At 70.4% G+C, this 13943-nt stretch carries 6 protein-coding genes; 2 read left to right on the top strand and 4 right to left on the bottom strand.

Going from position 1 to position 13943, the window contains the following annotated elements; translation table 11 throughout:
• The first annotated feature begins 165 nt into the window (after positions 1-165).
• Entirely contained in the window at positions 166-3243 is a 3078-nt protein-coding gene (locus BLS67_RS15870; RefSeq protein WP_091246962.1) for a PD-(D/E)XK nuclease family protein, read from the top strand.
• Positions 3240-6464: a UvrD-helicase domain-containing protein gene (locus BLS67_RS15865; protein WP_091246961.1), complete on the top strand. Its 3225-nt coding sequence runs from the start codon at positions 3240-3242 to the stop codon at positions 6462-6464. The genes BLS67_RS15870 and BLS67_RS15865 overlap by 4 nt, the downstream gene beginning before the upstream one ends.
• 18 nt (positions 6465-6482) lie before the next feature.
• On the opposite strand, the gene BLS67_RS15860 is transcribed toward BLS67_RS15865, so the two are convergent.
• The 4 genes from BLS67_RS15860 to BLS67_RS15845 form a co-directional block, all read right to left on the bottom strand.
• On the bottom strand, positions 6483-7166 hold the full coding sequence (locus tag BLS67_RS15860) for an EcsC family protein (protein WP_091246960.1): 684 nt from the start codon (positions 7164-7166) through the stop codon (positions 6483-6485).
• 90 nt (positions 7167-7256) lie between these two features.
• Positions 7257-7799 carry an HNH endonuclease gene (locus tag BLS67_RS23860; RefSeq protein WP_165617622.1) on the bottom strand — a complete coding sequence of 181 codons (543 nt, stop codon included), beginning with the start codon at positions 7797-7799 and terminating at the stop codon, positions 7257-7259.
• Between the two features lie 268 nt (positions 7800-8067).
• Positions 8068-8793, bottom strand: coding sequence for a DUF6308 family protein (locus tag BLS67_RS15850; protein WP_091246956.1), 726 nt, complete (start codon positions 8791-8793; stop codon positions 8068-8070).
• 1 nt (position 8794) lies between these two features.
• Positions 8795-13936, bottom strand: a complete 5142-nt coding sequence (locus BLS67_RS15845) for an AAA domain-containing protein (protein WP_091246954.1) — start codon at positions 13934-13936, stop codon at positions 8795-8797.
• Between the last annotated feature and the right edge of the window lie 7 nt (positions 13937-13943).

Raw genomic sequence — 13943 nt, 5'->3', positions numbered from 1 at the left:
CGTGATGCGGTCGCATGCACTCAACCAGAGGGCGGCGACCTTTCCGATGCAACTGCACTGTGGCTGACCGCTCCGAGTGAACTGTGGCCATTCAGGCCGCAGACGCTTGCGCCTCACTCGCTCGCTGTTACGTTCCGAGCCAGTCCGATCACGGGGGATCACCACATGACTGCGTACGGGCAGCCCGCGCTGCACGAGCTCCGCCGCGTCGTCCGGGAGCTCAAGGGCGGCGACCCGATGACGCCGGTGACCATCCTGATGCCGAACAACCTGGCCGGGATCGTCGCCCGTCGGTTCCTCGCACACGGGCTCGGCGACGGCCACCACGGTGTGGCGGCGATCTTCCCGACGACAGCGACCCGGCTGGCCGAGCAACTCGCCGCAGCAGCGCTGCACCCGCGCCGTCCCTCGACCGGGCCGGTCCTGACCGCCGCCTGGCGCGCCTGCCTGACCGCCGACGCCGGCGTCTTCGCGAAGGTCGCCCACCATCCGGTGACCGTGCAGGCCCTCGTCCGCGCCGGCCGCGAACTCCGCGACCTCGACGACACCGCCCTCAACGCCCTGGCCGGGGTGCAGCCGCTCGGGCCGGACCTCGTCCGCCTCCACCGGAGCGTCCAGACCTCGCTCGCCACCGGTTGGTACGACCAGCACGACCTGCTCGTCACCGCAGCGGCCATCTGCCGCGACCACCCCGAGCGCATCGCCGAGCTGGGCGCCGTCGTCCTCTACCTGCCCCAGGTGCTCGACCAGGCGGAGGCCGCCTTCGTTCTGGCCCTGAGCGGATCCGGCACCGTGCACACGGTCGCGGGGTTGACCGGCCACCCCAAGGCCGACGCAGCGGTCCACCGCTCGCTGGCCCGCGTGGGGGCCTTGGCAACCGGAAACGACGCCGAGCCGACCGCGACCGCCGTCCTCACCGCCTCCGACGCCGACGACGAGGTCCGCTGCGTCGTCCGGGACGTCGTCAAGGCCCTCACCACGACGCCGGCGCACCACATCGCGGTCCTCTACACCGCCCAGAACCCCTATGCCCGGTTGCTGCACGAACACCTCGGGGCCGCGGACATCGTCGTCAACGGGCCCGGCACCCGCCCGGTGCACGAACGCGCGCTGGCTCGAGCCGTGTTGGAGCTGATCGACCTGGCCGGTGACGGTCCCGCCCGCGACGTGCCGCGGGGCGACCTGTTCCGCGTGCTCGCCACCGCACCGATGCGGACGGCGGCCGATGACCGCGTCCCGGTCAGCCGCTGGGAACGGCTGTCCCGCACCGCCGGCGTCGTGCACGGCGCCGACTGGGAGACCCGCCTCAGCCGCTACACGCACGACGAACGCGGCCGTCTCGCCGCCGAGCAGGAGAGCGACGACGCCCGCCCGGGCATGGTCGCCCGGCTGACCGCGAACATCGAGAACGCCGAGGCGCTCCGTGCGTTCGCCTGTGCGCTGCGGGACCGGTTGGCGGTGGGCCGGTCGCTCCGGTCGTGGCGGGCGCTGAGCGAGTGGTCGCTCGACCTGCTCCACGACCTCATCGGCGAACCCGACACGCTGACCCACCTGCCCGAGGAGGAGCAGCACGCCGCCGTCGCCACAGCGGCCGCGATGGGCGGCGTCGCCGTCCTCGACGGGTTCGACGGCGGGGAGCCGTCGCTCCCCGCCCTCCGCGAGACGGTGGCCGACCAGCTCGAGGCCGCACTCCCCCGCGTCGGTCGGTTCGGTGACGGGGTGTACGTCGGACCCGTGTCCAGCGCCATCGGCCTGGATGCCGACCGCGTCTTCGTGCTCGGTTTGGCCGAGTCGGTCTTCCCCGGCCGGCTGAAGGAGGACCCACTCCTGCCGGAACGGGCGCGCGAGGTCACCGGTGGGCAGCTGCTCGGCTACCGCGAGCGGATCGACGCCCAGCACCGTCACCTGCTCGCCTCGTTCGCCGCGGCGCCGTCGGTCACGGCCAGCTTCCCGCGCGGAGACCTGCGCACGAAGAGCCAGCACCTGCCCAGCCGCTGGCTGCTCCCGACGATGCGCGCGCTGACCGGCATCCCGAAGCTGGCGGCCACCGAGTGGGAGAAGCACTCCGAGCACTGGACGACGTCGCCGTCCTTCGCGAGCTCGCTCACCACGGCAGCGTTGCCCGCGAGCGAGCAGGAGTGGCGCACCCAGGCTGCGCACGCGGGGGTCGACATCGACGACGACGTCGCTGCGGCTGCCGTCCACCTGCTCGGCGAGCGTGCCGCACCCCGGTTCACCCGGTTCGACGGCGACCTGTCCGGCGTCGACGGTCTGCCCGACCACGCCGACGGCACGCGGGTCGTCTCCCCCACGGCACTCGAGCGCTACGCGGGCTGTCCGCACGCGTACTTCGTCTCGCGCATGCTCGGCGTCGAGCCGGTGGAGCAGCCCGAGGACGTCGTCGAGGCCAGTGCCGCCGACATCGGGACCCTCATGCACGAGAGCTTCGACGCGCTGTGCCGCGAGTTCGCCGGCCGTCTGCCGGGCCACGGTGAACCCTGGAGCACCGAGCAGCACGAGCGGCTCCTGCAGATCTGCGCGGAGAAGGGCGCCGAGCTGGAGGCGGACGGCCGCGCCGGGCACCCGAGGCTGTGGGCACGCACCATCGCCCGAGTCTCGGCGGACCTCTCAGCGATGCTGGAGGCCGACGACATCTGGCGGGCGGAGCACCGCGCAGCCGTCATCGCCAGCGAGCTGGCCTTCGGCATGAAGGGCGAGGACCCCGTCGCCATCGAGCTTCCCGACGGGACGACGCTGCTCATGCGCGGCGCCGCGGACAAGGTCGACCAAGCAGACGACGGACGGCTGTTCGTCACCGACATCAAGAGCGGGAGCCAGCGCTCCTTCGAGGCGATCAAGGTCGACCCGGTCGCAGGTGGCACGAAGCTCCAGCTGCCGGTCTACGCGCACGCCGCCCGCGCGCGGCACGCCCCCGACGCCGAGGTCGAGGCCGCCTACTGGTTCGTCCGACGGGACAAGGGCCGTATCCAGGTCCCGCTGGACGACGAGGTGGAGCAGCGCTACGCCGAGACCCTCCACACGATCGTCAGCGGCATCCGCAGCGGTCTGTTCCCGCCGAAGCCACCCTCCGAACCGGACTTCCGTTGGGTGCAGTGCCACTTCTGCAACCCCGACGGGGTGGGCCACGCCGACGCCCGCCGGCGGTGGGAGCAGACGAAGGGCGACCCCGCCCTGAGCGACCTGGTCGACCTCATCGAGCCGACCACCGGAGGCGCCCCGTGAGCCACCCGTTGCAGGACGCCGACGCCCGGCGGGCGATCCGCGAGGACACCGACCGCACGCTGTTCGTCGAGGCCGGCGCCGGCTCGGGCAAGACCCGGAGCCTGGTCGAGCGCATCCACCACCTCGTGGTGCACGACGGCGTGCCGCTGCGCCGCATCGCCGCGGTCACCTTCACCGAGAAGGCCGGCGCCGAGCTGCGGGACCGGCTGCGGGCCGCGTTGGAGCAGGCGGACGGCCAGCGCGCCGAGGAGGCGCTCGACGACCTGGACGGCGCGGCGATCGGCACTCTGCACTCCTTCGCGCAGCGCATCCTGGCCGAGCACCCCATCGAGGCCGGCCTGCCCCCGCTCATCGAGGTGGCTGACGAGCTCAGCTCGGCCGTCGCCTTCGAGGCCCGATGGGCGGAGCAGCGCCGTCAGCTGCTGGACGACGACACGATCGACGAGCCGTTGATGCTGGCGATGTCGGCCGGCGTCACCCTCGACAACCTCCGGTCACTGGCCAAGTTGTTCAACGCGGACTGGGACCTGGTCGCGGAGCGGGTCCTCGCCGGCCCCCAGTCGACGACGCCCAGCCTGACCGGGGTGGAGGCACTGGCCGACCGGGCGGCGACGCTCGCGGCACGCGCCGACGCCTGCCTCTCCGCCGACGACAAGTTCCTGCCGCACCTGGCCAGGCTCGGCGCTTGGGGGTTGACGCTCGCCGAGGCCAGCGACGCCGGCCTCCGGCTCGCCGCCCTGGGCACTGCGGCAGACCTGAAGTTCAGCTACGGCCAGGCCGGCAACTGGGGTGGCAAGCCGGCGCTCGACGGCCTGAAGGAGGAGTGCCGCCAGCTCGTCGCGGACGCCGCCGCGGCCGTCGCCGCCGTCCTCGAACCGACCCTGCGGATCCTCTCCCGCTGGATCGCCGAGCGGGTGCTCGAGGCTGCCGAGAAGCGCCGCGACGCCGGCCGTCTGGAGTTCCACGACTTGTTGGTCATCGCCCGCGAGGTTCTCCGCGGTGAGGACGGCACCCCCGTACGAGCCGCCCTGCAGGACCGGTACCAGCGGCTGCTGCTGGACGAGTTCCAGGACACCGACCCCATCCAGATCGAGCTCGCGGTCCGGATCGCGGGTGGCGCGGCGGCCTCGGCCGAGCGCTGGGAGGACGTCGTGGTCTCCCCGGGGTCGCTCTTCGTCGTCGGCGACCCCAAGCAGTCGATCTACCGCTTCCGCCGCGCTGACATCGCGATGTACCTGAGGTCGCAGCGCGTCATCGGCGAGCAGGTCAGCCTCACGACGAACTTCCGCACGGTCGCGCCGGTGGTCGACTGGGTGAACGCCGTGTTCGACCGATTGATCGTGGCCGAGCCCGACCGTCAGCCTGCGTTCCAGCCACTCGTGCCGGAGCGCCCGGCGCACGGCGGCGCACCTGCCGTCGTCGTCCTCGGTGCCGAGCCGCACCAGGGACTCCCCAGGTCGAGCGCCTCGACCCTGCGCGAGCGAGAGGCCGCTGACGTCGCCGGTGTCATCCGCCGGGCGGTCGCCGAGGGATGGCCGGTCCACGTCGACGGTGCATGGCGGCCGGCACGTCTGGACGACGTCGCCGTCCTGCTACCAGCGCGGACGTCCCTTCCCTTCCTGGAGTCCGCCCTGAACCGAGCGGGCATCGCGTACCGGGCCGAGTCCAGCTCGCTGGTGTACGAGGCGCAGGAGGTCCGCGACCTGATGGCCGCGGCTCGGGCCATCGCCGACCCGTCCGACGCTCTGTCGCTGGTGACCGCGCTGCGGTCGCCGCTCTTCGGCTGCGGCGACGACGACCTGTGGACCTGGAAGCACGGCGGCGGGGCGTTGAGCGTCATCGCTCCCCTCGACGAGACCCGCTCTGAGCATCCCGTTTCACGGTCGTTGGCTTACCTGCAGAGGCTGCACCGGGCTGCGCGGTGGATGGCGCCGAGCGAGGTGCTGACGCGGCTGGTCGCCGACCGCCGCATGCTCGAGGTCGCCGCGCAGGGCCCGCAGGCCCGCGACCAGTGGCGACGACTGCGGTTCGTCGTCGACCAGGCCCGGGCGTGGGCGGAATCGGAGCACGGTGGGCTGCGGGCCTACCTGGCGTGGGCGCAGCAGCAGAGCGGGGACTCGTCGCGGGTCGCGGAGTCCGCGCTGCCCGAGACGGACGCCCAGGCCGTGCGGATCATGACCGTGCACGGTGCCAAGGGGCTGGAGTTCCCGATCGTCGTGATGAGCGGCATGACCTCGGGAGTGCGCCGGCCCGGTGGCGTGCGGGTGCTCTGGACCGCCGACGGCTACGAGGTCTCGATCCGCAAGGGTGTGACCACCGGGGACTTCGACCTGGCCGCGCCCGTCGACGAGCAGATGGACGACCGGGAACGCCGCCGGCTGCTGTACGTAGCGGCCACTCGAGCGCGGGATCACCTGGTCGTTTCCCTGCACCGGTCGGCCGGGGCCTCCCAGACGAGCGCGAAGCTGCTGGCCGACGACGGTGGAGCCCGCTCCGGAGCTGAGGCCTGGTCGGTCGACCAGTTGCCTGCCGACGTCGTGCCGGTCGCCGCCCCCACCATGCCGGCGACGCCGCCGGACCGCGACGCCTGGTGGACCACCGTCAGCCCAACGCGCGAGGCAAGTCGACGCACCTCGGCCATCTCCGCATCCGGGCTGGAGGGCAGCGAGCCTGCGGTGGCCCTCGGTGGCGGCGACACCGGTCTGGCCAAGGGTGCGCAGAACCTTGACCTTCCCCCGTGGTCGAAGGGGCGGTACGGGACGGCGATCGGCCGAGCGGTGCACGCCGTCCTGCAGACCGTCGACCTCGCGACAGGTGCCGGACTGGACGAGGCAGTGGCGGCGCAGTGCGCCGCGGAGGGCGTCGAGCCGCACGCCGACGTCGTCACGGCCCTTGTGCAATCAGCCCTCGACTCGGCGCTGATCCGCGAGGCAACGACCCAGCCTCACTGGCGTGAGATGTACGTCGGCGCGGTCCAGGCCGATGGCACGATTCTCGAGGGCATCGTCGACCTCGTCGTCCGCAGGGATGACGGCACGCTGATGGTCGTCGACTACAAGACCGACGCAGTACCCAGCGCCGCCATTGATGGACGTGCCGTGCACTACCGTCCCCAGCTGGCGAGTTACGAAGCCGCCCTGACCGCAGCAGGCTCCCTGAGCGAGGGCCCCCGATTGGTCTTCCTGAGACCGGATGGGGTTGCTGTCGACACGACGATCTGACCCCGAGTCCCTCCGGCGTCAGCTCTCGGCACGAGCTTCCGCGGCTTCGACCTCGGCAGAACGGCGGAAGGTCGTGTGGGCGTACTTGCCCACTCCCCACGTGGCCGCCGTGTCGACGCCGCCCCCGACCAGACCACCAACCAACGGGACACCCTTCGCCAGGGTGACCACTGAACGCTTCGTGCCGTACTTGGCGACCAGCATGAAGCCCACGCGCTTGTTGATCCGCCGGATGACAGCGACCGGGATTCGCTCGATCATCGTCATGGTCACCTTGGAGCCCACCGTGACACCGAACCGCTTGAGCACTTCGGATCCGGCATTGCCCACCAGGCAGAGAAGGACAGCTGAACGGACCTCCTCAGCATCGAGTTCGTTGCCGTGCACGGCGGCGATGGCGCCTGCGAGGTGTGTCTGCACCAGGTAGGCCGCACCGATGTTGGCGGGAAGAGCAACCGGCAGCGTGACGATCCCGCCAAGGTTCGTGACGAAGCCCTGGGCGCCAGCGATCGCGCAGTGGTTCCGGATGAGCACCTTGACGGCCTCGTCCGGCGTGCGACCCCGCAATGCCTCCTGGGCGCTGTCCTCCGCACCCTTGAAAGGGCCGAATCCATTCAGGCCGACCTTCAGCAGCTGCTCGATGAGCTTCTCGCCAGCCCGCGCGAGGCTCGAGTCGTCAACTTTCGGGGTGGGGTTCGCCATGGGTCCTCTTCTTCGTAGGTGGGCGGGGTGAGGAATCGCTGATGTCGCCGAGGCGCGCACAGATGCCGCCGCGCGCTGAACCCACGGGGCTCACCGAGGGGCAGCGGGTATGGGTAGGGCGGCGCGCATCTCGGCGGGCGTCATGATGCGGCTTGGGTCAGTTGCTGACCGTGAGCGATGGAGCATGACGTGGCAGTTGGCGCACACGGGTACCAGGTCGTTCGCCGGGTCGACGGTGTCCTGCTGCCCTCGTGCGGACAGGGGGACCACGTGATGGACGTGCACGTAGCCCTCACCGAGCGCGCCGTAGGTCGTGGCGAATTCGAAGGCACAGATGGAGCAGGTGTGACCGTGAAGTGCGATGCAGCGGTCTCGAGCAGCACGGCTGCGCTCGTAGCGCATCGTCGTCGACGAGACCGGCAAGCCCTCCATGTACGTGGCCGAGGACGTGAACGCGCTTGTCCCCCGTGCCTCCCAGAGCGCCAGCAGAGCCAGGTCCGACGGTGGCTTGACAGTTCGGCCCGAGCTGTACACCTGACGCCACCGGAAACCCGGGACGGCCGCCTCGAGCTCGTCCACCTCGATGGGCTCGTCTTGGGGGAGCAGCTCGGACCAGGTGATGTCGATGAACATCGCGGTCGCATCGGAGCCATCCCAGTGCCGATCGCGCGAAGGGCTGCTTCTCACGGTCCCGCGGCCCAGTAGGCCACGAGGGCCTCGACCCTGTCGGAGCAGGAAGACGTCATCGCCGGGTGAGATGCCGTTCCGCCGTTGCCCGACGCTCCAAGGTTCCTCGACAATGCCCCCAGCTTGCGTGCGTGCGACGAGCTGGTCGTAGTTCGGCCATTCCCAATTGGCGGGGTTGTAGTTGACGAGATGGACCGCCCTCATTCTGGTCTCCTCACGCCGGTCCGCCCCCGACCAGGCCGTTCGCCTCGTCGTTCTCGAGAGGGTCCTTCTCACCTGTCTCATCAACCTGGCCGGCGCCCCGTCCGTGCATCCACAGCACGACGTCGAAGACCCGCAGGTCAGGAAGCTGATGCGGAGCCGCTCCAGCGCGGGCTCGGATGTCCTGCAACAGGGCTCGGTTGTTGACGGCGCCCGCCGGTGCCGGAGCACGCAGCCATTCGTGCAGCGGACCCCAGAAGGCTCCGCCTCCGATCACTTTGCGCACCACGGTGTCGTAGACGGGGATCAGGTCCGGTCGTTTTCGCGCCATGACCTTGCCAGCGGTCACCCATCCCGCGCCGGGGACGTCGCGGATGGTCTGCCACGCGACGGTCGCAGCCGCCAGGTGATCACGAACCACGTCGTCCTCGTCCCAGAGCGTTGCAGACAACGGCACCTGCGAGAGGGCGGCGGTGATCGCGTGCCGCTGACCTTCTAGGAGGCGCCAGATCGTCTTGCTGTACGGCCGCATGCTCATCATCTGCACCGCGATCAGGTCGTCGGCCGTCACGACGTCCGGGTGCACCATGCCGCCGCCGGCCCACGTGTTGAACAACGACCCGGTGAAGGCTGGCCCGGTGCGGTCGCTCGACATGTACTTCCGGACGAGTTCGACCGGCTCCGGACCATCGAAGTACCTATCCCGGAGCGTTGCCCAACGCTGCGACACCTTCGTCATGTCAGCTCCCAGCCTTCAGGTCGTGGCCCAGGTCCTTCAGCCGTTGCCGTGCACGCTGCAGCTCGTTGCCGGTGAAGAGGTCGCGGAACTCCGGAGCGCACACCGCTGCCTCAAGGCTGTGGCCCAGCAAGCCGTGCTCCCACAGCACCTCGATCCCGTGCTGCGGTCGCGGGTCAGCCAGCAACCGCTTCGCGGCACCGAGGGCGCCCTCCTGGTTGATCATGTGCAGGTAGTAGCTCGGCCGGTAACCAGACTTCTTGGTCACGGCAGCCGCGTCATCGCGCAACCGTCGTTCGAGACGTGCTTCCAGCTCCGGTCCCTCGGCGCCCCTGACCTCCGGCTGCTCAGCGTCAGCCGGTGCGGCGCTCGCTGCACCCGGCAGCACGTAGTGCGTTCCGCGCTTGGCGCCGCGCTGCTCGAGCAGCCCCCGCTCGACCAGGCCCATCAGGGCCTTCCGCGCTCCTTCCGGCGACAGGTCGAGAAAGCTCCGCACGATCTCGTTGGTCAGGGCCCCGTCCTTGGCCAGGTCCAGGAGCAACGCGTCGGTCGGCGACGAGGCACCCGAGGCAGTCGTGATCCTCGGACCCTGGGCCCGGGATCGCGATGTCGAGCGTGACATCGGTGGTGGGACAGGCGGGAGGACGGGGCGAGCCGCCGCAGGACGCGCCGTCGGCTGCGCGAAGGGGACCTCGAGCTGTTGCCCGGCCGTGCTCTCCGCCGGTGTCTGGACACTCGGGGTGGGACGGAGCTGCTGTGGCACGGCGGCGACTGATTCCGTCGACGAGTGCCCGTCCTCCGGCTCCAGTGCGTCCGGACCCTCCTCCTCGGAGAGTTCACCAGGCACCCAGTCGCCACCGCGCCCGGCGCCTTCGATGACGACCGGCCCGATGCCCCGCTTGTCCAGGGTGTGCCACAGGTCGGTGAGGGCTTCGTCTGGGTCCAGGTAGTAGCGGGACTCACGGATCCGCCAGAAGGCCCACCCGCACCGCTTCAGCTCCAGCTCACGTGCGAGGTCGTTGGCGAGCTGCTCCGGCGAGCTGTGCCATGCGTCCCCGTCGCACTCGACGGCCAGCTTCCCCTGGCTGCCGGTGACGACGAGATCGATCCGCCGGCCGTTGACCTCGACCTGCGGAGTCACGTGGTAGCCGCGCTGCTGGATGCGGCGGAAGACCCGCTGCTCGAACAGGCTGTCGAACGGCTCGCACCGTTCGTCGTCGGTCACCCCCTGCGGCATGGCGGCCGCGGCGGCGACCGGGGCCGCGCTCAGGTAGGTCAGCAGCTGGCTGCGGAGGTCGTCCGGGCGCAACTGGTCGGTCGTGACCGAGTGGAAGAGCCAGAGCTGGTCCCGGGCGCGGGAAGCGGCGACGTTGTACGACCGCTGAGCATTCATCCCAGTCTGGGACGCACGTTTGTGGTCGGGCGCCGTCACCATCGAGAGGAGGACGACGTCACGCTCGTCGCCTTGGAAGTCCGGCGCCGTCCCGACCCGGATCCTGCGACGTTCCCACTCCTCCTGGTCCACACGCCGCATCAGGGCGTCGTTGATGATCTTGACCTGCGTCTGGCCCTGCAGGACGACGACCCCGAAGGTCTTGCCGTCGTACCGGCTGTCATCCAGGCAACCGACCAAAGCGTCGACGACGGCCTCGGCCTCGACGACATTGCATAAGGTGTTGTTGGCGCCTTGGGTGTAGGCGCTCGGTACGAACGAGGTCCGGAGCGGGGTCAGCCGGTCAGCGCCGTGCTGCCGCACCGGGATCAGGGGCGCGTCCCGGTAGAACATCTGGGACGACCACATGATGATCTCCGGCATGCACCGGAAGTGCTCCCGGAGCCGCACGACCTGGCCGAAGCGGGTGCGCAGGGTGGAGAAGACCGAGGATCGCGGCGTCAGGGTCGAGCGGAGGTAGTTCGGGACGTCGGGCAGCAGGACATCCAGCCGACTGAACACCTTGTCCAGTGCGCCGTGCTTCACCTCGGACGGCGTGCACTGCTTGTCGTCGCCCACCACGATGACCCGGGGGGCGAGCCACAGCAGGAAGAGGTTCTCGATCCCTACCTGGCTGGCCTCGTCGACGATGACGACGTCGAATGCGCCCTGCTGCGGGGGGATCGAGGCGAGCACCTCCTGCAGGGGCATGACCCAGGCCGGAACTGCCGACTGCGCGGCGGTCATCGCCTCCCGGGCAGCCTGACGGTAGCGCTGGGCGTACTTGCCCGACCCCTTGCCGACGTTGGCCATGCTGTCGCGGTAGGCCTGCAGAGCCGTGACCTGGCTAGCGGTCATCCGGGTCAGGCACGACTGCCACGCCTGCGCCGCAGCCAGCTGAGCGGTCAGCGATGCTGTGTCCTTCTCGACAGCGGCGAGCTCACGGTCGAGCTGGGCCTCTCGTCCGGGCGCTGACTCCTGCCGGACGTAGGTCGCCGCCCTGGCCCACGCCCACGCACCCTCCACCTGCTCGATCCGGGTGTCCCACATCGGTTCGGTCGCGGTCTCCCGCAACATCTCCACCAAGCGAGGGCTGACGGCGGTCAGCCGCGTGACGAGCTCGTCGCACCTGGCCTGCTGTTCCTTCTCCCGCCTGGCCGACGTCAGATCAGCCAGGCCATCCCGGTACCCCACCGCGTCGGCGGCGACCAACGCGTCGATGACGAAGCGCAGCTCCGGAGGTTGCTTATCCCACGCGACGGTGGCTGACACCAGGTCGGCCAGGCGCCGCAACTCGTCGCTGCTGCGGCGAGCGGTCTCGACATCCGCGAAGACGGTCGCGATCGACACGAAACGGGTGAGCGCTTCTGTCGTCCGCAGGTCGACGCGAGGGATGGTGGGGACCCTGCGGATCTGGGTGACCAACTCGTCGCGTGCGGCCCGGACGCGGTCGATGGCCTCGACCAGTTCCCACACGCGGCTCGCACGGGAGACCTGCTGAGGGCGCGGCAGGCTGAGGTCCACGGGGACGCGCACCAGCCCCATCGTCTGCGCGAAGGTCTGCAGACGCGCCAGGCAGTCGAGGTGCAGGCTGACGAGGTGGGCCTGGCCGGCGGTGACGACAGGCTGACCGTCGACCGTCGCGGCGTCGAGTAAGGGCTCAACGGCCTTCTGCTCGTCGCTCTTGAAGACCTTCTTCAGCGAACCACCGGCCCCTAGGTACCTGGCGAACCCCCCGAAACGGACCGCCGCTGCCCCCGGCAGCATCTGGCCGCTCCACCTGACGTCGGCGAAGCCGATCTGCTGGTTCAGCGCTACGACCTGGTCTCGCAGGCCCCGAGCACCACCGATGTGCTGCCACAGCACGGGGTCGTCCCCTCGCAGGACGACCTCGAGCAGGGGTAGCGCCCAGTCGGCGTCCGTTGTTTCCCGGATCTGCGCGAGCTGCTCCGCCAGATCCCTGCACCGTCGGGTCAGCTCCGCCAAGGTCCCTGCGTCGAGGGTCCCAAGAGCATCAGCTAGGGGTCCTTCTTCTCGTGCTCGTGCCTCTGCCCCGCGTGCGACTGCCTGGGCCAGTCGGTCCACGACGTCGGGGGACGGGACGACGTCGTTCGACGGGAACGACTGCCCGCGTCGCTCCCTGCGGGCCTCGGTGTCGGCCGGCAACGCCTGCCGCAGCTCCATGAGCTCGGGAACGTCGAGGGGGAAGTCGCCGACAGCAGGGACTGGCATCCAGGCGAAGGCCGCCGTTCCGCTGGCCACCTTCTCGGCCATGCGGGCGAGGGTCCCGCCGAAGCCCGGCGCGATCTCGGGGTGCTGCGCCGTCTCCGACTCGCGCAGCCGACGGATCGACTCGAGCAGGCTCGAGCGGTGGCGGCGAGCTTGGTCGAGCTTGCCCTGCAGGTCGCGGACCTCCCGTTCGGTGCGCTGCGGGTTGTACGAGGAGTGCTCAGAAGCCAATTGGCCGACGCTCTTGGCGAGCTCGACCGACCCACCACGCTGGACGTCGGTCAGCGAGACGCACAGCTCCTGCATCTCTTCCGGCAGCTTCTCGCGGAGGACGGACAGGGCCTGCGCCTTCTCGCTGGTCACGAGCACGCGCTGCCCACGAGCCAGGAGCGCGGACACCAGGTTCGCGATGGTGTGCGTCTTGCCCGTTCCCGGCGGTCCTTCGACGACCACCCCTGTGTCGTCGCGCAGCCGGCCGATGATCTGCGCCTGCTCCTCGTTGGCCGGCAGCGGGAACAGAGGATCGGCCGTCACCTCGGCAGCTGCTGTCGAACCAGTTGCCTCCAGCCAGGCGAGGCGTTCGTCCTTCTCGATGGACTCGACGAGCTGGGCCAGGCCGAGGGGCACCAGGCTTCCTTCGGCGCTCAGGGTGCGCTCGATGTCGCCGTAGTACTCCTGGAGGGCGTAGGCGCCACGGCTGCGGAGGACGATGGCCGGCGCGGGGGCGAGGGTGGCTCGGCCCGTCGGGGGTGCCGACCAGTCCTCCACCACCTGGACTTGGGCCAGCAGCGCGCGATCGGCCCACTCCTTGAGGAACACGACCGACTCTGCGCCGGAGGGGCGGACGTCGAGCTCGGTGATGCGGCCGCGCAGGAAGGACGTCCCGCCGTCGTCGAACTCGGCAAGACCGGCGAGCACACGCCCGTCCTCCAACGAAGTCGTACCCGACGGGTCCAGGGAGACCACGACGTCACCCGTCTCGACCTCGACGTCCACGACCACCCGGTGGCTGAGGAGGTGGGTCCGGATGGCGGAGTCGGGCAGGGTGAGCAGCCCGCCGGCGAGGACGATCTCGACGCTTTCGGGATTCTCGGTCGACTTGAGCCGCATCGATCGGAGCTGCTCGTAGGTGCGCTGCAGCCGACGGCGTGGGCGGTCCTGGGCAGCCCACGCCTGCCACTCCTCGAGCCAGCTGTCGTAGGCGTCGCGGACGTCGTCGTCGATCTCGACGTCCCGCAGCGGTGGCCGCTCGAGGGTGCTGTTGTCGCGGTCGACAACGGACACGAGCCCATGCAGAGCGTCGGGCAGCGCCGGCGCCGGATCGGACACCACACGTGGCACGCGGACGACGACGTCGCCGGTCGCGGCGTCGAGGTCCAACGCGGCCAGGTCCCGGAGGTCCTCGAGCCACAGGTGGTCCAGGTGGGCGCTCACCTGACGAACGGGAACGGCTTTCGCGGTCACCAAGTCCTTGAGGAACTGCACGAGCCTC

This window comes from Klenkia soli (assembly GCF_900103975.1).
GTDB lineage: Bacteria > Actinomycetota > Actinomycetes > Mycobacteriales > Geodermatophilaceae > Klenkia > Klenkia soli.
Note: the sequence above shows the minus strand (reverse complement) of the source record. Positions and strands in the feature narration are given on the sequence as shown.

Excerpts from the sequence above, each read along its gene's own strand:
- BLS67_RS15870 (WP_091246962.1), top strand. The coding sequence starts at position 166 with ATGACTGCGTACGGGCAGCCCGCGCTGCACGAGCTCCGCCGCGTCGTC.
- BLS67_RS15860 (WP_091246960.1), bottom strand. The coding sequence starts at position 7,166 with ATGGCGAACCCCACCCCGAAAGTTGACGACTCGAGCCTCGCGCGGGCT.
- BLS67_RS23860 (WP_165617622.1), bottom strand. The coding sequence starts at position 7,799 with ATGTTCATCGACATCACCTGGTCCGAGCTGCTCCCCCAAGACGAGCCC.
- BLS67_RS15850 (WP_091246956.1), bottom strand. The coding sequence starts at position 8,793 with ATGACGAAGGTGTCGCAGCGTTGGGCAACGCTCCGGGATAGGTACTTC.